Origin of the sequence: Porphyromonas pasteri (assembly GCF_014647755.1) — a bacterium.
GTDB classification, from domain to species: domain Bacteria; phylum Bacteroidota; class Bacteroidia; order Bacteroidales; family Porphyromonadaceae; genus Porphyromonas; species Porphyromonas pasteri.
The window spans coordinates 714963-738424 of the sequence record NZ_BMPU01000001.1; the positions used below are offsets into that span (position 1 = coordinate 714963).

17 protein-coding genes are annotated in these 23462 nt (G+C 55.8%); 10 read left to right on the forward strand and 7 right to left on the reverse strand.

Features of this window, described 5'->3' with window-relative positions:
- The first annotated feature begins 140 nt into the window (after positions 1–140).
- Both IEX77_RS02775 and IEX77_RS02780 read left to right on the forward strand, forming a co-directional pair.
- A complete protein-coding gene (locus IEX77_RS02775) occupies positions 141–2714 on the forward strand; it encodes a hypothetical protein (protein WP_188807597.1) in 2574 nt (857 codons plus the stop codon).
- 28 nt (positions 2715–2742) lie between these two features.
- The gene (locus tag IEX77_RS02780; RefSeq protein ID WP_188807598.1) at positions 2743–4446 is read left to right on the forward strand and encodes a tetratricopeptide repeat protein; all 1704 of its coding nucleotides are present in this window, start codon (positions 2743–2745) and stop codon (positions 4444–4446) included.
- Positions 4447–4569: 123 nt separating this feature from the next.
- Here the strand turns inward: IEX77_RS02780 and fmt are convergent, their stop codons facing one another.
- Positions 4570–5526, reverse strand: coding sequence for a methionyl-tRNA formyltransferase (gene fmt / locus IEX77_RS02785; RefSeq protein ID WP_009433818.1), 957 nt, complete (start codon positions 5524–5526; stop codon positions 4570–4572).
- Between the two features lie 256 nt (positions 5527–5782).
- On the opposite strand from fmt, the gene IEX77_RS02790 reads away from it, so the two are divergent.
- The 4 genes from IEX77_RS02790 (at position 5783) to ispF (ending at position 9801) form a co-directional block, all read left to right on the forward strand.
- Positions 5783–6358, forward strand: a complete 576-nt coding sequence (locus IEX77_RS02790) for a 50S ribosomal protein L25/general stress protein Ctc (protein WP_188807599.1) — start codon at positions 5783–5785, stop codon at positions 6356–6358.
- A 141-nt stretch (positions 6359–6499) separates the two neighbouring features.
- A complete protein-coding gene (gene dacB / locus IEX77_RS02795; protein WP_188807600.1) occupies positions 6500–8041 on the forward strand; it encodes a D-alanyl-D-alanine carboxypeptidase/D-alanyl-D-alanine endopeptidase in 1542 nt (513 codons plus the stop codon).
- A gap of 111 nt (positions 8042–8152) precedes the next feature.
- Complete coding sequence (gene porV, locus IEX77_RS02800; RefSeq protein WP_188807601.1) at positions 8153–9298, forward strand: type IX secretion system outer membrane channel protein PorV; 1146 nt, start codon at positions 8153–8155, stop codon at positions 9296–9298.
- Positions 9299–9303: 5 nt separating this feature from the next.
- Positions 9304–9801 (forward strand): 2-C-methyl-D-erythritol 2,4-cyclodiphosphate synthase, encoded by a 498-nt coding sequence (gene ispF / locus IEX77_RS02805; RefSeq protein ID WP_188807602.1) that lies wholly within the window; start codon positions 9304–9306, stop codon positions 9799–9801.
- Positions 9802–9889: 88 nt separating this feature from the next.
- Here ispF and IEX77_RS02810 read toward each other — a convergent pair whose 3' ends face one another.
- From IEX77_RS02810 to IEX77_RS02835, 6 genes are all read right to left on the reverse strand, one after another.
- Positions 9890–10978 carry a mannose-1-phosphate guanylyltransferase gene (locus tag IEX77_RS02810; protein ID WP_188807603.1) on the reverse strand — a complete coding sequence of 363 codons (1089 nt, stop codon included), beginning with the start codon at positions 10976–10978 and terminating at the stop codon, positions 9890–9892.
- 379 nt (positions 10979–11357) lie between these two features.
- Positions 11358–11651 (reverse strand): DUF1294 domain-containing protein, encoded by a 294-nt coding sequence (locus tag IEX77_RS02815; RefSeq protein ID WP_188807604.1) that lies wholly within the window; start codon positions 11649–11651, stop codon positions 11358–11360.
- On the reverse strand, positions 11648–12046 hold the full coding sequence (gene bamJ, locus IEX77_RS02820) for a BamJ family beta-barrel-assembly machinery protein (RefSeq protein ID WP_188807605.1): 399 nt from the start codon (positions 12044–12046) through the stop codon (positions 11648–11650). The genes IEX77_RS02815 and bamJ overlap by 4 nt, the downstream gene beginning before the upstream one ends.
- A gap of 103 nt (positions 12047–12149) precedes the next feature.
- On the reverse strand, positions 12150–13094 hold the full coding sequence (locus tag IEX77_RS02825; RefSeq protein ID WP_188807606.1) for a ribose-phosphate pyrophosphokinase: 945 nt from the start codon (positions 13092–13094) through the stop codon (positions 12150–12152).
- Between the two features lie 43 nt (positions 13095–13137).
- A complete protein-coding gene (locus IEX77_RS02830) occupies positions 13138–15165 on the reverse strand; it encodes an alpha amylase C-terminal domain-containing protein (protein ID WP_188807607.1) in 2028 nt (675 codons plus the stop codon).
- A gap of 51 nt (positions 15166–15216) precedes the next feature.
- Positions 15217–17475 (reverse strand): cation:proton antiporter, encoded by a 2259-nt coding sequence (locus IEX77_RS02835; RefSeq protein ID WP_188807608.1) that lies wholly within the window; start codon positions 17473–17475, stop codon positions 15217–15219.
- Positions 17476–17783: 308 nt separating this feature from the next.
- Here IEX77_RS02835 and mscL point away from each other — a divergent pair, with 308 nt between their 5' ends.
- From mscL to IEX77_RS02855, 4 genes are all read left to right on the forward strand, one after another.
- On the forward strand, positions 17784–18206 hold the full coding sequence (gene mscL / locus IEX77_RS02840) for a large-conductance mechanosensitive channel protein MscL (protein WP_188807609.1): 423 nt from the start codon (positions 17784–17786) through the stop codon (positions 18204–18206).
- 1085 nt (positions 18207–19291) lie between these two features.
- Positions 19292–20170, forward strand: a complete 879-nt coding sequence (locus IEX77_RS02845) for a nucleoside phosphorylase (RefSeq protein ID WP_188807610.1) — start codon at positions 19292–19294, stop codon at positions 20168–20170.
- Between the two features lie 19 nt (positions 20171–20189).
- Positions 20190–20579 carry a fluoride efflux transporter CrcB gene (gene crcB / locus IEX77_RS02850; RefSeq protein ID WP_188807611.1) on the forward strand — a complete coding sequence of 130 codons (390 nt, stop codon included), beginning with the start codon at positions 20190–20192 and terminating at the stop codon, positions 20577–20579.
- A gap of 20 nt (positions 20580–20599) precedes the next feature.
- Positions 20600–23434: a C10 family peptidase gene (locus tag IEX77_RS02855; RefSeq protein ID WP_188807612.1), complete on the forward strand. Its 2835-nt coding sequence runs from the start codon at positions 20600–20602 to the stop codon at positions 23432–23434.
- Positions 23435–23462 lie beyond the last annotated feature (28 nt).

Sequence of the window (23462 nt, forward strand, 5' to 3'; positions counted from 1 at the left end):
GCAGTGACTTTCGATGACGAGCCATTAGCATCCTCCGCTCGGAAGCCCTTTCCTGAGGGCATCACTCACGGTGCATGGGGGCTTTTTAGTACCTTTGGGGCGAGATATGTTTGTTTGGTTCGTAATTAATTAGATCATACGTGGAAGCCAAAGTCCCCTCCTCTACCTCGCACTACCTCCGCTCTTCGGTCCCAGTGATTGGGGTCGTCATCTTCTTCCTCTTCCTTGCGTTAGCTTACTTCGCGCCCGCTGTCTTTGAGGGCCGTGAGCTCTTCCAGCAGGACGTCGCTGGTGCCAGCGGCAATGCTTCGGATGTCTACAAGCACATGGAGGCTACGGGGGAAGGCTTCTCCTACTGGACCAACAGCCTCTTCGGGGGGATGCCGATGTATCAGATCGCACCCTCCTACCCCTCGGTAGGCGTCATCCGCACGATACAAGATGTGCTCACGCTGCAGTGGCCCTTCACGCTCCTACCAGGATATAGCTGGCTGCTCTTCGCCATGCTCGGTGGCTTCTATCTCTTCATGCGTGCCCTACGTATGGAGCGCCTACCATCGGTGCTCGGGGCGATCATGTGGACCTTCTCCAGCTACTTCATCATCCTCATCACGGCAGGACATATATGGAAGCTGATGACTCTCTGCTTCATCCCGCCGACGATCGCAGGGATCATACACACTTATCGCGGGCGCTACCTCCTCGGTGGCGCCATGACGGCTCTCTTCGCAGCGCTTCAGATCCTATCGAACCACGTGCAGATGAGCTATTACTTCGCCTTCCTCATTGTCTTCCTCCTCATCGGCTACTTCGTCGAAGCGCTGCGAGGGAAGGCTCTGCGTAGCTTCATCATCGCCACCTGCGTCACCCTCTTTGCAGGCGCTATCGCTATCGGCATCAACGGCTCGAACCTCTATCACACCTATGAATATGGGCAGGAGACGATCCGTGGTGGTAGCGAACTCACGCCCGAAGCTACCGAAGGCAACCAACAGCAAGTACAGGCTACCGCTAAGGGCCTCGACAAGGAATATATCACCGCCTGGAGCTACGGCAAGGGCGAGACCTTCACGCTCCTTATCCCCAACCTCTACGGTGGTGCTTCGGGTGCGCTCAGCGAAGGCTCAGCAAATATGGAGGATGTACCTGCCGAATTCCAGCAGATCATCGGAGGTATGAACCACTACTGGGGTGATCAGCCCTTCACGGCGGGTCCCGTCTATGTCGGTGCCTTCGTCTTCTTCCTCTTCCTCCTCGGTATCTTCATCGTGCGTGGACCGCTGAAGTGGGCACTCCTTGCCGGTACGGCACTCTCTATTGCACTGGCGTGGGGTCACAATATGATGTGGCTCACCGACCTCTTCATCGACTACATGCCACTGTACAATAAGTTCCGTACGGTGTCATCGATCCTCGTCGTCGCTGAATTTACCATCCCCGCACTCGCCGTGCTGGCACTGGTCGAATTCGCACGCCACCCGAAGGAAGTCCTCCAAGACAAGATCGCCGTATATGCGAGCCTTGCCCTGACACTGCTGCCCTGCCTCGTGCTATGGCTTGTACCTCAGACCTTCCTCGGGCTGATGAGTGACGCTGAGCATGAGATGTTCCGTCAGGCGATGGGTAATAGCCAGCTCCCCGTCTCCTCGATCATGAGTAGTCTGAAGGAAGTCCGTGCCGGTATCGTCTCGGCCGACGCAATCCGCTCAGCCATCGTCATCATCCTCTCCCTCGTCCCCTGCGTACTTTATGCTCAGGGGAAGATCAAGAAGTCCCTCCTCTTCGCCTCTATCGGCGTCATCACCCTCTGCGACCTCTGGCTCGTCGACAAGCGCTATCTGAATGATGATCTCTTCATCCCCAAGGAAAGCGTCGAAGCACAGGCTCGTCCTGTGACCGCCGTCGACAAGGCTATCGCCGAGGATAAGGATCCTCACTACCGTGTGATGAACCTCGCGGTCAATAGCTTCAACGACGCTACGACCAGCGCCAATCACCGTAGCGTAGGTGGCTACCACGCTGCTAAGCTCCGTCGCTATCAGGACCTCATCGAGCGTCAGCTCGCCAAGCAGAACATGGAGGTCTACAACATGCTCGACACGCGCTACTTCATCTTCGCTGACCAAGAGCATGGCCTGCAGTATCAGAAGAACCCCGAGGCCTTCGGTCCCGCATGGTTCGTCAATGATATCCGCTGGGTCACGACAGCTGACGAAGAGATGTCCGCGCTGGATGATACGCCCCTGCGCACTACGGCGGTCGTCGACAAGCGCTTCGAAGGCGAACTCTCGAGCTACAAGGCTGCTCCTGCCGCTGCTACTACAGATAGCCTCGCCACGGATAGCCTAAAGCCCGCACCCGCTATCGGTCAGGTCGAGCTCCTCTCCTACGCTCCCAGCCAGGCGAAGTACCGTGTCACGACCGATGTACCTCGTCTCCTCGTCTTCTCTGAGATCTACTATCCTCACGGATGGCACCTCACGCTTGACGGCAAGGAAGAGCTCCCTCTGGTACGTGCCGACTACACGCTTCGTGCAGCCTACATCCCTGCAGGGACACACGAGCTGATGATGACCTTCGACCCCGCTTCGATTCATCGTACCGAGCTGGTCGCTAAGATCTGCACCGCCCTGCTCGCCCTACTCCTCCTCGCCTCCCTCGTCCAGCCCTTCCTCAAGCGCAAGGACAAGAAGGCTACGACTCCGCAACATTAACCCTTCATCATATTTATCCCAAGCAGCAATGATCAAGCAAGTGATCACAGGCGCCCTCGTATCGGCGACTGTCTTACTCACCGCAAGCAGCTGTAGCCAAAAGCTACGCCCCATGACGGCCGATCAAGTCAAGGCCGAACCTCAGCCCCTCGAAGTCGTCGGGGGCAAAGTACCTGTAGCCGTCCACCTCACCTTCCCCGCGAAGTGGTTCCCCAAGGATGCTACGCTGACCATCGTCCCTATCCTCCGCTATCAGGGCGGTGAGAAGTGGGGCAACGGCACCACCTTCCAGGGCGAAAAGGTCTACGGCAACGACCGTATCGTGTACCATGCTAATGGCTCCAACGCCACCGTCAACTTCGTCCTGCCCTACGTCCCCGCTATGGCAAAGAGCGAGCTCTACCTCAACTTCAAGGGTAAGCAGGGTAGCCGCACGGTCAAGCTCCCCGACCTCAAGGTCGCTGATGGCGTGATCGCAACCGAAGCCCTCGCTACGCTCGCAGGTGTGACGCCCGTCATCTCTCCCGACGGCTTCCAGCGCGTCATCAAGGAGGCATATGATGCCAACATTATGTTCCTCATCCAGCAGTCCAACGTCCGTAGCTCCGAGCTGAATAAGGACGAGGTGCAGGAGTGGAAGTACACCGTACAGAACGCTAAGGAAACTCCCAACCAGGAGGTATCTGTCGAAGTCCAGGCCTACGCCTCCCCCGATGGAGGTAAGGAGCTGAACGAAAAGCTCAGTGCTTCGCGTGAGAAGAACACCACGGCACAGCTCAAAACAGCCTTCAAGCAGCAGAAGATGTCTGACGTCGCTATCGACGCTCACTACACCGCTCAGGACTGGGAAGGCTTCAAGAAGCTCGTCGAGCAGAGCGACTTCCAGGACAAGGAACTCGTACTTCGCGTACTGAGCATGTACCCCGACCCCGAGCAGCGTGAGCATGAGATCCGCAATATCTCGGCTGTCTTCAGCAAGCTCGCAGATGAGGTCCTCCCCAAGCTCCGTCGCTCTCGCCTCATCGCTAACGTCAAGATCATTGGCAAGAGCGATGCTGAGATCCAGAGCCTGCTGGAGAAGTTCCCCAGCGCACTTACTGTCGAAGAGCTCCTCTACTCGGCTACCCTCACCGATGACGTAGCTCAGAAGGAGAACATCTACAAGCTCGTCATGCAGAAGTACCCCAAGGACTACCGCCCATACAACAACGTCGGCTCACTCTGCCTGCAGCGTGGTGACTATGAGGCTGCCCTCGTATGGTTCGACCGTGCGCTCAAGCGTAAGGACAACCCCGAGACGAAGGTCAACCTCGGCCTGCTGGCTCTGAAGGATGGCGACCTCAACAAGGCCACCTCACTCATCGCTGAAGGTAGCTCTATGCCCGGCGTAGGTGACGCTCTCGGCTTCCTCTATCTGCGTCAGGGCGACTACGCCAAGGCTGAGACGGCCTATGGTGATGTCACGACGAACAATGCTGCCGTAGCACAGATCCTCAACCGCAACTACAGCAAGGCTATCAAGACGCTCGAAGCTATCGCTAAGCCCGATGCTACGACCGACTACCTCCGCGCTATCGTAGCTGCTCGCATGGGTGACTCAGCTAAGGCTATCTCTTCACTCCAGAAGGCTCTGCAGAAGGATCCCAGCCTCACCTCTCGCATCGATGCTGACCTCGAGTTTGCTTCACTGCGAGGTCTGAAGGACTTCGCTCAGCTGACGCGCCTCTACTAAGCAGGATCGCTCCTTAGACGAGCGACCACAAATACGTCACCGGGCGGCTACCTCACGATGGAGGTGGCCGCCCGGTGGCATATAAGGAGATAGCTCTCTCGGGAGCTAATCTATGAGAAAGGCTTACTTCAGATGGAGTCCATTGAGGAAGGCTGAGGCAGGCATCGCCTTCTTCCCCGCTGGCTGTAGGGTCTTGATAGCAAGACGCCCCGCAGAGGTCTGAATCTCCAGACTACGTCGGCCCGTGATGATGACAGAGCCGATGGGGTGCTCCTCCGTGGGGAGCTCTTCACCGCTGACAGCCGTCTCCAGGATCTTAAAGGGCTGAGCTTCTTCACCAGCAAAGGAAAGGAGGCACCATGCTGCAGGGTAAGGAGACAGACCACGCACGAGATTATTCAGCTCTACCGCTGGGCGATCCCAGTGTAGCTGGGTATTCTCCTTCGTCAGCTTAGGCGCATGCGTGGGATTCGCCTCATAGAGGCTCTGGGGCTTAGCCTTGGGCTCTTCATCTGCGAGGAAGAGGTCGACACTGCGCTGGAGCGTCTCTGCTCCGAGGAGCATCAGCTCATCGTGGATCTTCCCCACACAATCCTCTGGCCCGATAGGTAGGCTCGCTTGCAAGAGGATATCCCCGGTGTCGAGCTCATGGCGCAGGCGGAAGGTCGTGACCCCCGTCTCCGTCTCGCCATTGATGATCGACCAATGGATGGGAGCTGCACCACGGTACTTAGGCAGGAGTGAGCCGTGGAGGTTGATCGTCCCGAAGCGGGGGAGTGACCAGACGACCTCGGGGAGCATACGGAAGGCGACCACGATACCGAGATCGGGGCGTAGTTCCTTCAGGCGACCGACGAAGGCTTCATCCTTGAGTCGCTCAGGCTGGAGGACCTCGAGTCCTACCGATTCGGCGTAGATCTTGATGCTGCTCTGCTTGAGCTTATGCCCACGACCTGCGGGCTTATCAGGCATCGTGACGACTGCCACGATGTTGTATCCACCTTCGACGAGGCGCTGGAGGGACGGCAGGGCAAAGTCCGCCGTCGCCATATATACGATACGTAGATCTTCTTTCTTCATCTGTTTATAGGGGCTATGGTGGAGCAAAGCTACAAAGAATTGCCCTATCGGCTGGAGGGAGAGGAAGCTGAGGCCTTGGAAGCACCAGCTATTCGCAGAGGATATGTCGGGATGTCGATGAAAATCACTACCTTTGCGCCGTTCGACGATTGTCTCGAAAGACGAGAAGCCCTCCTTCCTCCGCGGACAGAGAGGACTCGTGTGATGGGAAATTAGAAGACACTAATTTTGAGTAACACAATTTAAAACAAAGAGAATGAAGACTTTCCAACTCTCAGGCCAGCTCCGCAACGAGCTCGGTAAGAAGGCCGCTAAGGGCCTCCGCGCTGGTGATCAGATCCCCGCAGTCCTCTACGGAGGCAACGAAGTACTCCACTTCACCGTAAGCCAGGATGGCGTACGTAACCTCGTCTACTCTCCAGACATCTTCGCTATCGACATCGACATCGAAGGCCGTCAGGTCAAGGCTGTCCTCAAGGACCTCCAGTTCCACCCCGTCACTGACGCTATCCTCCACCTCGACTTCCTTCAGGTAGAAGCTAACAAGCCTATCGTCATGGAAGTTCCCGTCGTCCTCACTGGTCACGCTGAAGGTGTGAAGGCAGGGGGTAAGCTCAGCCTCGAAATGCGTAAGCTCAAGGTACGCGCTCCTTACACGGAGATCCCCGAGAAGCTCTTCATCGACGTTACGGAGCTTGGTCTTGGTAAGACCATCCAGGTCGGTGCCCTCAGCTTCGAAGGTCTCGAAGTCATCAACGCTAAGAACGCTGTCGTCTGCGCCGTTAAGCTCACCCGTGCTGCACGTGGTGCTATGGCTAAGGGCAACAAGTAAGCCACAGCTCAGCCTAAGCGATAGAGCACCTCTGCGTGCTCCCATCGCCCAACCTACAGAGGCTATCCCTACCACATGTAGGGGTAGCCTCTCTTCTTCTCCCTCCTTCCCTCTCCCAGCTTATGTAGTCCCGACCATCAGATGTCCCTTCGCGCTCACCTATTCCTTCTCCTCAGCCTTTTTGCTCTCACCGCACCAGTCTACTCGCAGCCTTACCCCGAAGCTATCGAGATACTGCGCCACTATGAGCAGCGTCCTGGGGTACGTGTCACAGCTCTCGTACGCGACCTCCAGACGGGAGAGCCCGTACTTGCTCACCGCACGTCCGAAGCCTTCCGCCCCGCCTCGCTGGTGAAGATCCCCACGACGGGAGCCTTCCTCGCACTACGTGGGCACGACTACCGCTTCCATATCCCCGTGATGATCCGCGGGCAGGTCGATGGCGAGACACTGCACGGGGACTTGGTACTGAAGGCCTCTGCAGATCCATCACTCGGCTCACACTACATCCCCAATCAGAAGCGCCTCATCAGCGAAGTCAAGGCGCTGCTTGAGGAGCGTGGGATCAGCCGTATCACGGGACGTCTAATCATTGATCTCAAGGGCTTCCCCCGTCCGTTCTTCAATGAGACTTGGGCCGACGAAGACCTTGACGAGTACTATGGTGCTCCCATCTCAGGATTTAACATCGCAGACAACTACGCCGACCTCTACCTCTTCTCCAGCGATGGGGAGCAGCCAGTCGTGGAGCCAAATGTCGCCTCACTCCTCGTCCCCACACGTCAGGAGCTACTTCTCGGTGGTTCAACACGACTGGACCTCACCCCGATGCGTAGAGCCGACACCCTCCTCATCTCGGGGACCGTACGCGAAGGCCTCTCGGGTCGGCACCTACGCTGGACGATGCCTGACCCTCCCAGCTACGCCACGATGTGGCTCAATGAAGGCCTGCGCCTCGAGGGTATTGACCTACAAGATCGCCCAGAGCTCAACTATGACGAGCTCATCACGGGTCTCGATACGCTCGGCTACTACACTTCACTCCCTGCAGATACCCTCGCGAAGATCACGAACGTCCGCAGCTCCAATATCTATGCTGAAGGCCTTGCCTATGCACTCAATAGCTACGAGCAGCGCAAGACAGGTCAGCCTACGGTGATGCGCTCCTACTGGCGAGAGCGTCTGGGACTTACTCCGACCGAATTCTACCCTATGGATGGCTCTGGGCTCAGCCCCGAGGGACACCTCTCCTCCGGTGCACTCAGCCTCATCCTCTCAGAGCTCTGGCGTGACCAAGCACTGCACAAGCCTTTCTTAGCCTCACTCCCCGAGGCGGGCGTTGAGGGCACAGTGCGCAGTCTCTCCATCCCGAGCGAAGTGACCGCCTACCTCAAGAGTGGCTCTATGCGCGGCGTACGTGGCTATGCAGGCTACCTCCTTCATGAGGACAAGTGGTACAGCATCGTCTACATCGCCAACGGAGCCATCAATAGTGCCGAGGCGCGTGCGACCTTCACCCGCCTCTTGACAGGGCTCTTCACCCAGCAGCCTCTTCCTCCGCTCCCTGCCCCCACGAAGAAGGTAGCAACCAAGGGGAAGAAGCATAGTGAGCACAGCAAGAGTAGCAAGAAGGCTTTGCACAAAGCCTCCTCTAAGTCCTCACGCAAGGGAAAGAAGCGTTAGCCAAAGAGGCTAATAGCGTGCTACATGGGTGGATAGTCGTATATTTGCGCCATGGTACAACTCGGTATCCTTCTCTAATCCCCCCTTCCATAGGGAGCATACCCCAGGAATATGACCCAAAAGACAACCCTTACGGCACTCGCTCTCTGCACTCTCGCATGCTTCGGAAGTGCCAAGGCCCAGGAAGCCCGTTACTTCAATCCCGTAACGGCTGCGGTACCATCGCTGCAGATTAGCCCCGATGCACGGGCCTCTGGTATGGGCGATGTCGGTGTATCGACCATAGCCGACCCCTACTCTCAGTATTGGAATCCCGCTAAGTTTGCCTTCATAGATAGTAAGGCCGGCTTATCTCTCGGCTATACTCCTTGGCTATCGCGACTGGTGAGTGACATTGCACTGATGCATGCTGGCGGTTACTTCCGTATCGGGAGTGACAGTACCCAGACCATCGGTGCTTCGCTCCGCTACTTCACCATGGGTAAGCTCACGACATGGGATGCTTCGGGGAAGAGCCTCGGAGTATCGCACCCCAATGAGTTTGCCATCGATGCGAGCTACGCCCGTAAGCTCTCTCCCAACTTCTCCCTCGCTGTAGCCCTGCGCTACATCCATTCGGATCAGGGAAGCCGTGAGCAAGGTGACCGCCCTGGGTCGGCCTTCGCCGCCGACATCGCGGGCTACCACCAGAAGTACATCACGATCGGTGGGGCTGAGTGCCTGTGGACAAAGGGCTTCAACATCCGCAATATCGGCACGAAGATCTCCTTCGACGGAGGGATGACTTCCTCCTTCATCCCCACGAATCTCGGTCTGGGTACGGGACTTCTCTACCCCATCGACAAGGAGAACATGATCTCCGTAAACCTCGAGGCTAATAAGCTCCTCGTCCCCACACCACCCACGGGAGATGTACAGAAGATCGCTGACTACCGGAAGACCTCTGCCATCGCTGGGATCTTCAAGAGCCTCGGCGATGCACCTGGTGGCTTCGGTGAAGAGCTCAAAGAAATCCGTTGGAGCCTCGGTGCCGAGTACAACTACTGCGATAAGTTCTTCGTGCGTGCTGGCTACAGCTATCTCCATCCCAACAAGGGGAACCTACAAGCCCTCACCGCTGGGGCAGGCTTCCGCATGAGCGCCTTCCGCATCGATGCCTCCTACCTCATCTCTACGATCTCCGACAATCCACTCGATCAGACTCTCCGCTTCACGCTGGCCTTCGATATGGACGGCATCCGCGGACTACTCAAGTAAAATATATGCCACAGATACCTTTCCGGACGGGCTTCGGCTATGACGTCCACCGCCTCAGTGACGGCTACGAGCTTTGGCTCGGCGGCGTGAAGATCCCCTTTGAGCAGGGCCTCGAAGGACACTCCGATGCTGACGTCCTCCTCCACGCTGTATGTGACGCCCTCCTCGGAGCGGCTGCCCTCGGTGATATCGGGGTGCACTTCCCCCCATCCGACATGGCCTACAAGGGCATTGACAGCAAGATCCTCCTCAGCCGTAGCTGCGCCCTCGTGCGTGAAGCAGGCTATGAGATCGGCAACATTGATGCGACAGTAGCTGCAGAAGCACCGAAGATCAACCCGCACATCCCCGAGATGCGTCGTGTGATGGCCGAGGTTATGGGCATCCCTGAGAGTGCCATCTCGCTAAAGGCTACGACAGCCGAGCGTATGGGCTTCGTCGGTCGCCGCGAAGGGATGGAAGCCTTTGCCACCGCACTCATCGCCGTCAAGGGAGCCTTCTAACGAAGCCCCTATCGGAGTAAACAAAAGCAAGCGCGGGCGAATCACCAATGGTGATTCGCCCGCGCTTGCTTTATATAGGACTAAATGATTAGTCGAACTTCTTATCAAATTGGACGGATGCTTCGCCCATGAATTCCTTGATGCGCTGCTCTTCATCGCGCTTACAGATCAAGAGGACTCCCTTGCTCTGAGCTACGATACAGTCATTGATCCCCTGGACGACGACCAGCTGCTTCTCTGGATCTCCATCGAGCGAAACGATATTGCCCTCAGCCTCATAGAAGAGAGCCTTGGTGTGGAGAGCCACATTCGCACGAGGCTCCTCACGCTTGAGCTCATAGAGCGAGCCCCAGGTACCGAGGTCTGCCCAGCCAAAGTCGACGGGAAGCACCATGACGTTGTCCGCCTTCTCCAAGACAGCGTAGTCAATCGAGATATTGGGGCACTCAGAGAAGACTTGGCTGACACGGCTCTGCTCCTCATCGGTAGCATAAGCACCCTTCACCTCGTCGAGGATAGAAGTCAGCGAGGGCAGGTACTGATGGAAGGCATCGAGGATCGTCTGCACGTTCCATGCGAACATCCCACTATTCCAGAGGAATTCCCCACTCTCGTAGAAGACCTTCGCCATCTCGATATTGGGCTTCTCCGTAAAGGTCTTCACCTTCACAAAGTGCTCATCCTCACAGTCTGTGAACTGGATGTAGCCATAGCCCGTCTCAGGACGTGAGGGGCGTACACCAAGAGTAACCAGCTTGGGATGCGCCTTCACATAGTCCAGCGAGCGGCGGATAGCTTCGTCGAAAGCATCCTCCTGCAGGATCAGGTGGTCAGCAGGTGTGACCAAGACATTAGCGTTGGGATTCTTTGCGTAGATGTGATATGTCGCCCAGCCGATACAAGGAGCTGTATTGCGGCGCATAGGCTCTAGGAGGATCTGCCCTGGGGTCAGCTCGGGGAGCTGCTCCAGCACAAGGTCTCGGTAGATAGCGTTGGTGACGACGACAAAGTTCTCCTTAGGGATTACCTTAGAGAAGCGATCATAAGTCATCTGAAGAAGGGTGCGACCTGTGGCGAAGATATCGAGGAACTGCTTCGGCTTGGCCTCACGGCTATATGGCCAAAAGCGGCTGCCTACGCCTCCGCCCATGATGACACAATAGTTGTCTGTGTGCATAGTCTTTTTTACTACCGGGGTTAGTATTACTACACAAATATAAGCATTAATACCATACGAGACGATAGACTACTGGAGTAAAAAACACCAAGTAGCACCTACTACAGGACTGCCTCCCAAGCTATCAAAAGCAGATGCGACTTCCCCTACATATTGCACGAAAGAGAGGTCATCCAGCAAAGCCTATCTACCTACTAGATAAAGCAACCAGTACTGGTCACCAAGCAAAGCAGTACTGGTAAGATATATTGACCAGTACTGGTTCACACTTCGAGCAGTACTGGTCACTTCACCGACCAGTACTGGTTCGTTTCGCCTCTCCATAGGGCCTCTATCTATAAGGCTATTAAAGGAGCTGGTTGATGCGAAAGAAGCAGGCTCAATAGAGGCGCAGGAAATAGGATGCCAGCAGCCCTTGGAGCAGGACGAAGACAGGGACGAGATAACGAAAACGCTTGTGTGAAGTCTTATGATTCCACACGACCATCCCAAGGCAGGCACCTAAGGCTCCACCGAAGGCAGCCAAGAGAAGGAGCGTCCGCTCGGGGATGCGCCAGCGTCCTCCTCGAGCACGCCACTTATCGACGCCATAGACGACAAAGGTCAGGGCATTGAGCAGGAGTAGGAGTACTAAGACGAGATCAGCGGGCTGTAGTCCGAAAAGCTGCATCATGCGATACTGACGAGCTCCAGCTCGAAGATTAGGGTTGAGCCTGCGGGGATGCCAGGCTGCGCATAGCGACCATAGGCCAGCTCTGCAGGGAGATAGACTTCCCAGCGGTCACCGATACACATCTGCTGTAGGGCAATGATCCAGCCCTCGATGAGATCACTCAGGCGGAAGGCTGCAGGCACATCACCCTCCGTACTATCAAAGACCTGCCCATCAATCGTCCGCCCCGTATAGTGAGCCGTGACGATGCTACGAGGCGACGGATGCTTACCATCTGCACGTCCTTCGGTAATTACCTTGTAATAGGCACCTTTGGGCAAGGACTTAATACCAGCTTCTTGAGACTTCGCTTTGAGCCAAGCCTTATTAGCCTCGATGTATTCACGCTTCTTCATACACATTCATTTATAGGCCTTCGCGACGAAGGCAAAGTAAACCCCGCCTCCACAAGTGTGGGGGCGGGGCTGTGATAGGGCTCCTCTACGAAGAGGGTTGCCTTTAGATAGAGTAAAGGATGCTGATCGACTCGTGATTGATCACACGATTGATAGCCTCAGCGAAGATATTGGCTACCGACACGATGTGGATCTTATCCGAGTGCTTACGCAGGGGGATGGAGTCAGTGAAGATCATTTCCTTGAGTGCCGAAGCATTGATACGCTCGGTAGCAGGATCACTCAGTACTGCGTGGCTGGCTACAGCACGGACACTACGAGCGCCATTCTGTATCATCAGGTCAGCAGCCTTACAGATCGTCCCTGCCGTATCAACGATATCGTCCACGAGGATGACGTCCTTATCCGTGACATCCCCAATGATCGTCATCTCAGCGACTTCGTTGGCCTTAGCACGGCTCTTGTGGCAGATGACCATGGGCACGCCGAGGAATTTTGCATAGGAGTTAGCTCGCTTAGCACCACCGACGTCTGGCGTAGCGATGACCGTGCGCTCGAGGTCTGAGGTCTGGCGCAGGTAGTCGATGAAGACCATAGAGGCGTAGAGGTGATCCACAGGCACGTTGAAGAAGCCCTGGATCTGGTCAGCGTGCAGGTCCATAGTGATGACGCGTGTGACCCCTGCCGTGCTCAGCAGGTCTGCCATGAGCTTCGCCCCGATAGATACACGGGGCTTGTCCTTACGGTCCTGACGAGCCCATCCGAAGTAAGGGATGACCGCAGCGATGTAGTGTGCGGAAGCACGCTTAGCAGCATCGACCATCAGGAGAAGCTCCATGATGTTGTCCGAAGAGGGATAGGTGGACTGTACGAGGAAGACATCCTTACCACGGATACTGTCCTTGTAGTAGACAGAGAATTCGCCGTCAGCGAAATGCTCTACCTGCATATCACCGAGGTTAATACCCAGGGCTTCGGCGATCTTTCCAGCCAGTTCCAGCGAAGCAGAGCCTGCGAAGATGGCAATGTTCTTTGTGTTGATACTCATTTGACGTGTAAGTTGATTGGGGCTCACCACTATGGAGAGTCATTTAATTGTTTGTGTTACGCTTGAGCACTAGAGCCGTACGTGCGGGGAGGTAGAGGCGCAGCGGTGCCAGAGCTGAGCAGGCTGCAGTCTCAGCCTTCTCGGCAGGCTGCGTGGCATAGATGAGACTGTCGTCGATAAGGCCATAGCCACCAAAGGCCTTACTGTCGGTATCGATGACGACGGTATATTCGCCCTCAGGGACATTGATAGGATAGTCGACGTGAGAGCGTGTGGGGTGGAAATTGAAGACGAAGAGGTAGTCCCCACGCCCGAAAGCCAGAGTCTTATCCTCCTCGTGGATGTGATATTGCTCAATAGGGAGTGAGGGGAAGGTCTTCACCGAGTCGATGAAGCGAACCATCGCACGGTCGAATTCCTGCAGGTCATGGTAGAGGAGATCTGCATTATCTGCGAGGCTCCACTGACGGCGTGCATAGTGGTAGGACCAGCCATTACCTTCGCGTGGGAAGTCAATCCATTCGGGGTGACCGAACTCATTTCCCATGAAGTTGAGGTAGCCCCCATTCATCGTCGTAGCGGTCACAAGGCGAATGAGCTTATTGAGAGCGATAGCGCGGTCGGTGACAAGTGTGCGGCTTGAGTGGCTCATGTGCCAGTACATATCGGCATCGGCCAAGCGGAAGATGAGCGTCTTGTCGCCCACTAGTGCCTGGTCATGACTCTCAGCATAGCTGATGGTCTTCTCATCTTCACGACGATTCGTGAGCTCATACCAGATCGCACCTGGGCTCCATTCTTCGTCGGGGTGATCCGTGATGAGCTTCGTCCAGAAGTCGGGGATATTCATCGAGAGGCGGTAGTCAAAGCCAAAGCCTCCGTCCTCAATGGGAGCAGCGAGACCAGGCATACCGCTTACCTCTTCGGCGATCGTGATCGCGTCGGGGTAGACGCTATGGATCAGCTTATTGGCCAGCGTGAGGTACGCCATAGCATCGGCATCCTGATGACCATTGAAGTAGTCGGAGTACGAGGTAAAGCACTCACCGAGGCCGTGGTTGTAGTACAGCATCGAGGAGACGCCGTCAAAGCGGAAGCCGTCGAACTGGAAGACCTCCAGCCAGTATTTACAGTTGGAGAGGAGGAAGTGGATGACGTTGTTGCGCCCATAGTCGAAGCACAGCGAGTCCCAAGCGGGATGATCACCACGAGGACCTTCGTGGAAGAAGAGTGTGCGGGAGCCGTCATAGCATGCCAGCCCCTCGACCTCATTGCGCACGGCATGGCTGTGCACGAGGTCCATGATGACCTTGAGACCAGCTGCGTGAGCTGCGTCGATGAGCGCCTTCAGTTCGTCGGGCGTACCGAAGCGGCTGCTAGGTGCGAAGAAGCTCGATACATGGTAGCCAAAGGAGCCATAGTAAGGATGCTCTTGGATAGCCATGATCTGAATGGCGTTGTATCCGAGGTCAATGATACGGGGAAGGACCTTCTCTTGGAACTCACGGTAGCTACTTACCTTGCCCTCCTCTGACGACATACCGATGTGACACTCGTAGATCATGAGAGGCTCTTCGGTGCGAGCTGGACGTGCGTGACGGAAGGTATAGCTATCCTCAGGTGCCCAGACCTGAGCGCTGAAGATACCCGTCGAGGGGTCTTGCACTACACGAGTAGCCCAGGCGGGGATACGCTCACCACTCCCATAGCCCCAGTGGACAAAGAGGCGATAGAAGTCACCGTGATGCATTGCCTTGTCTGAGATGCAGATCTCCCAGTTGCCATAGTCATCGACACGCTTGAGCTTCCACACCGACATCGTCTGCCAGTTGTTGAATGAGCCAATGAGATGCACACTCTGAGCTCCAGGGAGGAACTCACGGAGGATCCAGCATCCCTTCTCCTTATCATGGTGTAGGCCATAGTGAAGGTAGCCGTCGGCAAACTGCTCCAAGGGAATATCTCCACCTTGAGTGATCGAGCGCTCACGGGCATGAGTGAACTCCATGCGACGGCGGATACGCTCTTCGTAGGGCTTAAGCCATGGGTCATTTGCTGCTAACTTCGTCATAGTCTTTGTGCGTTGAGGCCAGTTGCTGGCGTGAAGTGATGAGGAGTGGACCTATTTGAGATTGAGTATCAAGGTGGAGGGAAGCTGTGCAAGAAGCTCTTCACAAGAATCAAAGGACTCCTGCCAATAGGTGTAGCTGACGACCACGAGGTCACACTCGGTGGGGACAGAGCAGAGCTTATCTGTCGCGATAATCTCTTCTCCAGGATGAGAATTGAGGCTCTCACGTACGACTCCTGTGGAGAGGACAATACGCAGTGTAGCCTGATTATTTTCGGCCATCGTGCGGGCATAGGGCAAGAGACGCAGGTCGCTGGCGCTACGCACATACACGAGGATATGCTTAGGTGAATCAAAGGAACGGCTCAGCAGGATACCTACCGAGCAGGGGGCACGGTGCACGAAGAAGGCCATCTTGTCGCGCAGCATGCTGTGGATGGAGAGGAGGCTCTCCGTGGTGCGCATCGGCAGTGAGCCCATGAAGCGGCTCATCTGCTGACGCATCGAGCTGGCCTCACGGTCATCTTCATCCGAGGAGAGACGTACGCCAGCCCCTACGATCAGGAGGTTGTAGCGCTCCGAAGTGAGCTTATTCAGCACCGCACTCTCTACCTCATCAGCTACGATATAGTCGGTCTCGAGAGGCTGCTCCAGCTCTTCGGCAGCACGAAGGATGGGGCGGAAGCTGTCTTGGTAGAACTTATCCGCCTCGATGGGATTGATATCCTTGTCAGTAGTGATGTGCAGGGCCGTCACATTGGGGTGAGCGCCACCACGACGCAGGAGCTGATTCGTCAGATGCAGCAGCGTAGCCCCCGAGGAAGGACGACCAAAGGAGAGGAGCACCTTAGCTCCAGCCTGCTTATCAATAGTCTCGATGCGGTCACGCTTACGCTCCTTCATGCGGATGAAGACATTGATCAGATGCACCATCGGCATCGTCATCACCGTTGTGATCACCGTCATCAGCACCAGCACCGCATAGATCGTCGGAGGCAGGATCTTCATCTCATAGCCGATACCCAAGACGACGAGCTCCATCAGCCCACGCGTATTCATGAAGGCACCGAGATAGATGCTGCTCTTAGGGCTCTCGCCAGAGAAGCGTGCAGAGACATAGGTGCCACCGACCTTCCCAACGACAGCGACAAGAGTGAAGAGCCCGAGGAGCACCCATGTAGCAGGGCTATCAATCAGCCCCAGCTCGGTCTGCAAGCCGCTCGACACGAAGAAGAGCGGAAGGAAGAGCATCAGCGAGACATCCTCGATCTTGTCGGTGAGAATCTTGCGGAAGGAGAGATCCTCTGGCATGACGAGCCCGAGCATAAAGGCTCCGAAGAGGGCGTGCATACTCAGCAGCTCGGTGATGTAGGAGGAGAGCAGGAGGAGGATGAAGATCACCCCGACCATACCATGGCTGATGACCTCCGTATTGTTGTACACCTTCCCCGCTACACGGAAGAGCGGACGGATGATGCCAAACATCACCAGCAGGTAGGCGATGAGGAAGAGTAGATTGTAGCCTGTGCTCAAGATACTCCCACTCTGCGAGATCGCGATGATCGCAGCGAGCATGAGCCAAGCGGTGATATCACCAGCAGCAGCCGTAGAGAGGGAGAGCTTCCCGAGGTGCGTGCGCTGTAGATGGTTCTCCTGGATGATACGTGCCAGTACAGGGAAGGCCGTGATACTCATGGAGATCCCGATAAAGAGAGCAAAGGGCGTGAAGTTCGTTAGGCTCGAGGCATACTCCGTATATATAGCGTAGCTGAGTGGTAGGGAGAGTGCAAATGGGATGAAGATCCCAGCATGGCTGATGATAAGGCTACTCTTGAGCTGACGGCGGATATCCCCTAAGCGGAGCTCCATACCGATGGCAAACATAAAGAGGATCAGCCCAAAGTTGCTGAGCAACTGGATATTAGGAAGGCTCTCCGTAGGGAAGAGTGCACCAAAGAGCTCTGGAGACACATGGCCAAAGAGCGATGGCCCTAAGAGAATCCCTGCGACGATCTCCCCGATGACGGCAGGCTGACGCATCTTGCGGAAGACCCATCCCATAAGACGGGCGGCAAGGAGGATAATAAGGATCTGGAGGAGGAGCACTCCGATGGTGGAGTGTACATGGTGTCTGACGCTGGCACTGAAGTCTCCAAAGGCCGTGGAGAGCGTCGCGACTTCTTCTGTGGGACGTAATGCCGTAGGGGTAAGTGCCTCACCTAACTGGAGCGTCCCCCAAAGGGCAGCCACAGAGGCAAGCAGTATCACGATGTAGAAGACATAGGGAAGGGCTCCCCGCTCTTTAGGCATGCTGTTCCGTTGTGTTGTAAGCGCGGGCTGCGGCAGATGGAGGGTACTCGTCCTCATCAGCCAAGCCCATACGCACCGCCAAAGATACAAATTCTTTAGGAGGTAGGCAGTAGGTCACACACACCTCCAGAGGGGATCTTACCTACGGTACATCCTCCTACTCAGCCGCTCATAGCACATATATCTCAGCACGCCTCCATATACATTATACATGCACCCATAGAAAGTGCTAATATTTGAGGTTGCATTTTATGATTATCTTTGCAAGAGATTACAATTAATACTTAAAACGTAAAGCAAAACAAGCAATGGGAAAGTTCATCCAAGAGTTTAAGGAGTTCGCCCTCAAGGGTAATGTCATGGATATGGCTGTGGGTATCATCATCGGTGGTGCCTTCGGTAAGATCATCACTTCGCTGGTCAATGACATCATCATGCCTCCTATCGGCCTCATCACGGGCAGCAGCTTCTCTGACGCTAAGTACGTCCTGCGTCCCGCAGAACTCGATGCAGCTGGTGAGACTGTCAAGGAAGCAATTGAGCTGAACTGGGGTAACTTCGTCCAGACGACTGTGGACTTCTTCATCATCGCCTTCTGTATCTTCCTTATGATTAAGGCCATGAACGCCTTCCGCAAGAAGGAAGAAGCAGCTCCCGAAGCACCTGCAGCTACGCCCGAAGATATCGAGCTCCTGCGCGAAATCCGCGACGAGCTGAAGCGCCGCGGCTAAGCTTCCCCCCCCCACCCTCTGTGGCTGGTACAGCATCAAGCCCTTCTCTGAGCACCTCGCTCGGAGAAGGGCTTTTCACTTTCCTCCCCTAAGCTGGCAAGTTAGCGACTAAGAGTAGAGCATACACGAGGTAAAATAAGTGAAGGATGTAAACCACTATTCGTTTGGAGGGCGAACCAATAGTCGTACAGCATACGAACCAGTAGTGGTCGACGAGTGAACCAGTAGTGGTATAGCATGCGAACCAATAGTGGTCACGACGTCGACCAGTATTGGTCCGAAAGCGAACTTATATTGGTCGGAGCGGAGACCAATATGAGACTATTCCGAGAGTCCTGTCCTTTATTTAGAGTGCTAAGGCATCGCACGCCCAGCTCCCCGATATACCTCTCCGAAGTGATACGAAAGCCCTGCGCCTTATCGCGAGTATTTTTCTTATTCAGCAGCGGGAAAAGCATCGTTCTCGTGAAGAAAAAAGCATCTTCCCGTAGTGCTCTTCCTCTGTCTATATACGTAGTCTTAAAGACCAGGCACGTCAATCCAAATATCCACGTACGTAGATATTAGAGCCACGTACGTAGCCCAAACTTATCTACCACTCGTCCACAACTTTTATCCCTATGCGGAGCAACAACCCAATATAGGTCACTTCACAAAGCTATATAGGAATCAATCCAAAGCTATATAGCTTTCTTCGCCATCCTATATAGCTCGCCTCACATACTCATATACCTATTATGAGACCATTGTGCAAGCCCACCTCTTCATTACTCGGACCTTCTTTCCTCGAAAATCGGGGTCTTTAGGCTGAGAAGTTCGAAGGAGGAAAGTGCAAGCTCTGAAGAGATGGCCTTGCGCAATGGTCTTAATATAGGTTAACCTCCCTCCCCTCGGGAGACTGCTCCATAATCCTACCCAAATGGAAGTCTCCTGGATCACAACTCGAGGAGCGAACAACCTGAGGATAACTTCCCAATCAACAGAGTCCAAAAAAGTTGGCGTATCTTTGGTAATCCACTCCTCTCCTTATGGGGAGAGGTACTCATCTGGAGGCATCTCGCCTCCCTACCCTATCAAGAATACTTATGAGTAATAAGCGTACCATCCCCACCTCTGAGCTCATCATCAATGGTGACGGCTCTGTCTTCCACCTTCATCTGCGTCCCGAGCAGCTCGCTGACCGCGTCTTCCTCGTCGGGGACCCCGCACGAGTTGATATGGTCGCTTCACGCTTCGACTCCATCGAGTGCAATGTATCGAGCCGCGAGTTCCACACCATCACGGGCTCTTACAAGGGCAAGCGCATCTCCATCGTCAGCCACGGCATCGGCACGGACAATATCGACATCGTCCTCAATGAGCTGGATGCCCTGGCAAACATTGACTTTGAGACCCGCCAAGAGAAGGACACCTTCCGTCAGCTGACCCTCGTACGCGTCGGTACCTCGGGCGGCCTGCAGGACGAGACTCCTATCGGCACCTACGTTGCAGCCGAGCACTCCATCGGCTTCGACGGTGTGATCTACTTCTACTCTGATACGGCACGCATCCGCAATCGCGCCTTCGAAGAAGCTCTCATCAGTCAGCTCGAGTGGAAGATCGAAGGCCTGCGCCCCTACGTCGTCGCTGCAGACAAGAGCCTCATCCAGCAGATCTGCCAGGATGACATCCTGCGTGGGAACACCATCGCTGCTAATGGCTTCTACGGTCCCCAAGGTCGTCAGCTGCGCCTCCCTCTGCAGGACCCCAAGCTCAATGAGAAGATTCAGGGCTTCAACTTCGAGGGCTACCGTCTGACAAACTACGAGATGGAGAGCTCCTCTCTCGCTGGGCTTGCTGCTCTCATGGGGCACCGTGCTATGACCGTCTGCTGTATCATCGCTGGGCGTAAGGCACAGAATATGAATACCGACTACAAGGGTAGCATCGAGGGGCTTATTGACCTCGTCCTCGAGCGTATCTAAGCCCCCTCCACAGCTAAATATGGAGGCACTTTCGCTCAAGGCCCTATTATACATCTTCATCGGAGGAGGCTCAGGGAGCCTCCTCCGATACCTTATTGGCTGGGGGACAGCACAGCTCCTCGGACGGCCGACCCCATGGGCGACCTGGGGCATCAACCTCTTGGGCTCCCTTCTCATCGGGCTGCTCTTGGGGGTGATGATGCGCCCTACAGGACTCAGCTCCGACTACCGCCCGCTGCTCATCATCGGATTCTGCGGTGGCTTCACTACCTTCTCCACCCTCTCGGCTGACCTCGTGAACTACCTACGTAGTGGGGAGCTTCTTATGGCTCTGGCCTACCTCAGCCTTAGCCTCATCGGGGGCGTCCTGCTGGCTTACCTCGGCCTTCGCTGGGGACGCACCCTCTGATAGTATCCTAATCCTACGCTATGCATAGACCTCTACGCTTTCTCACCCTACTCCTTTCCCTCACAGCTCTCTCAGAGAGTGCCCTTGCTAAGCCGATTGACCAAGCGACAGCGTCGCAGCTGGCACGCCAAGTCCTCCGCGTCGGCAAGACCTCCGCACGTAGCCTCCAGCACCTTCAGCTCACCGAGCGCCCTACCTACTATATATATAATGTAGGGGCAAGCGGGGGCTTTGCACTCATCGCCAAGGACGATACAGGGGGAGCTATCATCGGCTACAGCGACCGTGGGAGCTTTGACCTGGAGCGCATGCCCCAGGAGCTCAGAGCACTTTTCTCTACTCTTGACCAGCCTCAGCCCGCCGCACAAGGTAAGAGCGAAGCACGCGCCTTTGCCTATCCACCAAAGCACGGGAAGGTAATAGCCCCCTTAGTTAGCTCGCGCTGGGGGCAAGGCCACCCCTATAGCCTCGGCACCCCGACCTATACCGACAGCGATGGCGACCAGCAGCACATGTATGCTGGGTGCGTAGCCGTGGCTATGGCTCAGGTGATGTACTATCATCAGTGGCCTACTCAAGGCACTGGATCCAAGACGCACAATCAGCTCGGCTATCGTGACTTCTCCACAAGCCACTACCGCTGGAGCGATATGCGCCCCGTCTATGGGAACAATGAGCGCTACATCGGCTCGGGGAATAACCGTCGTGTACGCCCCGATGATGATCCGATCTTCACCTCGGTAGCCCAACTTATGTCCGACCTCGGTGTCGCCGTATCTATGGGCTACACCCAGTACGCCAGTAGCACCTCCTCCGAGCAGGCTGCCGCAGCCCTCTCGATCTACTTCAGCTATGATGCTACGCCTGCTCTATCGGCCTCGGTCCTTGGGATAAGCACCATCGAGCGCCTTCTGAAAGAAGAGCTTGAAGCGGGCTTCCCCATCTACGTCAGTGGGATGAATCGGAGTGGAGGCAAGCTCTATGGACACGCTTGGGTCGTGGACGGAGTAGATGCCGACGGGCTCTTTCACATGAACTTTGGCTGGGACGGACAAAGCGATGGTTACTATTCCCTCCGACGCATTGCCCCCGGGCAAGCAGGGAATGAGTTTGGTGGTCGCAAGGTCGACTTCTCCCAAGGGATACAAATCATCTTAGCCCATCCCAAACGCACGGGTACAGCTCCGCTCTCTGATGAAGTGAAGGGTATGGGGTCAGGGTTAGCAAGTCACTACTCAGCCTTCCTCCGCCTGCATGGAGCTGGAGGCATGAAGCGTGCACGCAAGAAAAGCATTGATGTAGACCTCGCTGGCTTCATCAACAAGGGTCTTCCCTTCAAGGGCGACTACGGCTATGGACTCTACGATAGCGAAGGGCATCTCCTGCGTATCTATCCCTCCAAGTACCACAGTGCAGGGGGCTTCACCAAGGTCAAGCTCTATGGACAGATGGTCGATGGGCAGTACATCAGTGAGGAGATGGCCGAGACCGACCGCTTAGCTATCGAGGGCCTCGCAGCAGGGATCTATGCCCTGCGTCCTATGAGTTCGCGCCTCCAAGAGGATGGAAGCTGGACTCCCTGGCAGCTCATCCTGGATGCCCCCACCCTGGGTCTTCGTCTCACAGAGAGTGAGGTGGAGGTCATCGAGGAGGATGGCTTCGACCGAGGCTTCCAGATCATAGAGCCCCTGCAGCAGCCCGCACTCTATCCTGGTGATGAAGTCCGTCTTCCCCTTGTCATCAAGCATCTCGCTGCCACCAGCCGCGACACCCAGCTCGTCCTTCGCCTCTATGACGAAGCAGGCAAGCTCGTCGAGGGCTTCCAAGAAGCAGCACCGCTTGAGCTGGAGTTCACGCCTATGGAGACACGTCTTGTCCACCTACCTCTCACCCTCCCTACAGGGATACAAGCAGGGCGCTATCGCCTCTCACTTGAGGTAAAGCACGGTGATGGGAGCAGCACCTATCCGACACAGCGCTACCAGCTTCGAGAAGAGACCTATCTCACGATATCAGCTCCTATCACAGGACGCGTACAGGCCGTAGGCGCTCAGATCACGGATGCCGCAGGGCAAGAACTCAAGAGCTACCCCGTAGACCTCACTACGGGTAGTAGCCCATACCTTGCTGTCAGCGTGAAGACTCCTTCATCCAATACGTCTCTCGGCACGATACGCCTCTACCTCGAGGATCCATCCACGGGGAGCCGTACACTCTGTGCAACACGTACCCTCACCCACTCGAGCTTCTACACGATGACCAACATCATCAAGAGCGATGCCCTCACCCAGCAGCTTCTCGGCAACCTCATCACAGGTAGAGCCTACCGTGTCGTGGCAGAGGTCACACAGGGTGAGACGGTGTACAGCGCTTGGGCACCTAACGAGCCTGCCGTCTACGTGACCTTCATCACAGGACGAAGCCCAGAGACGCCACCGACAGCTGTGGTCCATCCAGCCGAGCCTGCAACTGAGGAGCTGCCTGAGCCTGAGCCAGTACCTACCCCTACACCTCAGCCGCAGCCTACGCCCCAGCCGACTCCGACACCTCAGCCCACACCAGTGCCCGTGCCTGATCCCAAGCCAGAGCCTAAGCCGACACCTACTCCGACTCCTAAGGAAGAAGCGCAGCAGGAAGGGCAACTTCGCTACTTCCCCAGCGAAAGCCGTGTCGAGGTCTTCGGCAAGCAGCTCCTTCGTCTGGAGGTCTTTGACCTGACGGGCAAGCGTCTTATCCTCCATACCCTCACGGGTACGACACAGGCAAACCTTTCGCTCAGCACCCTGCCACGCGGGCTCTACCTCGTACGCGTGCTGGATGGGTCGAGCTACTCGACGCACCGTATCGCCCGATGATCAGGTGAGCGGTATTGGCTACAACGGA

What these genes read in the sequence shown, in the direction of transcription:
- IEX77_RS02780 (WP_188807598.1), top strand. Translation starts at nt 2,743, where the DNA reads ATGATCAAGCAAGTGATCACAGGCGCCCTCGTATCGGCGACTGTCTTA.
- fmt (WP_009433818.1), bottom strand. Translation starts at nt 5,526, where the DNA reads ATGAAGAAAGAAGATCTACGTATCGTATATATGGCGACGGCGGACTTT.
- IEX77_RS02790 (WP_188807599.1), top strand. Translation starts at nt 5,783, where the DNA reads ATGAAGACTTTCCAACTCTCAGGCCAGCTCCGCAACGAGCTCGGTAAG.
- dacB (WP_188807600.1), top strand. Translation starts at nt 6,500, where the DNA reads ATGTCCCTTCGCGCTCACCTATTCCTTCTCCTCAGCCTTTTTGCTCTC.
- porV (WP_188807601.1), top strand. Translation starts at nt 8,153, where the DNA reads ATGACCCAAAAGACAACCCTTACGGCACTCGCTCTCTGCACTCTCGCA.
- ispF (WP_188807602.1), top strand. Translation starts at nt 9,304, where the DNA reads ATGCCACAGATACCTTTCCGGACGGGCTTCGGCTATGACGTCCACCGC.
- IEX77_RS02810 (WP_188807603.1), bottom strand. Translation starts at nt 10,978, where the DNA reads ATGCACACAGACAACTATTGTGTCATCATGGGCGGAGGCGTAGGCAGC.
- IEX77_RS02815 (WP_188807604.1), bottom strand. Translation starts at nt 11,651, where the DNA reads ATGATGCAGCTTTTCGGACTACAGCCCGCTGATCTCGTCTTAGTACTC.
- bamJ (WP_188807605.1), bottom strand. Translation starts at nt 12,046, where the DNA reads ATGAAGAAGCGTGAATACATCGAGGCTAATAAGGCTTGGCTCAAAGCG.
- IEX77_RS02825 (WP_188807606.1), bottom strand. Translation starts at nt 13,094, where the DNA reads ATGAGTATCAACACAAAGAACATTGCCATCTTCGCAGGCTCTGCTTCG.
- IEX77_RS02830 (WP_188807607.1), bottom strand. Translation starts at nt 15,165, where the DNA reads ATGACGAAGTTAGCAGCAAATGACCCATGGCTTAAGCCCTACGAAGAG.
- IEX77_RS02835 (WP_188807608.1), bottom strand. Translation starts at nt 17,475, where the DNA reads ATGCCTAAAGAGCGGGGAGCCCTTCCCTATGTCTTCTACATCGTGATA.
- mscL (WP_188807609.1), top strand. Translation starts at nt 17,784, where the DNA reads ATGGGAAAGTTCATCCAAGAGTTTAAGGAGTTCGCCCTCAAGGGTAAT.
- IEX77_RS02845 (WP_188807610.1), top strand. Translation starts at nt 19,292, where the DNA reads ATGAGTAATAAGCGTACCATCCCCACCTCTGAGCTCATCATCAATGGT.
- crcB (WP_188807611.1), top strand. Translation starts at nt 20,190, where the DNA reads ATGGAGGCACTTTCGCTCAAGGCCCTATTATACATCTTCATCGGAGGA.
- IEX77_RS02855 (WP_188807612.1), top strand. Translation starts at nt 20,600, where the DNA reads ATGCATAGACCTCTACGCTTTCTCACCCTACTCCTTTCCCTCACAGCT.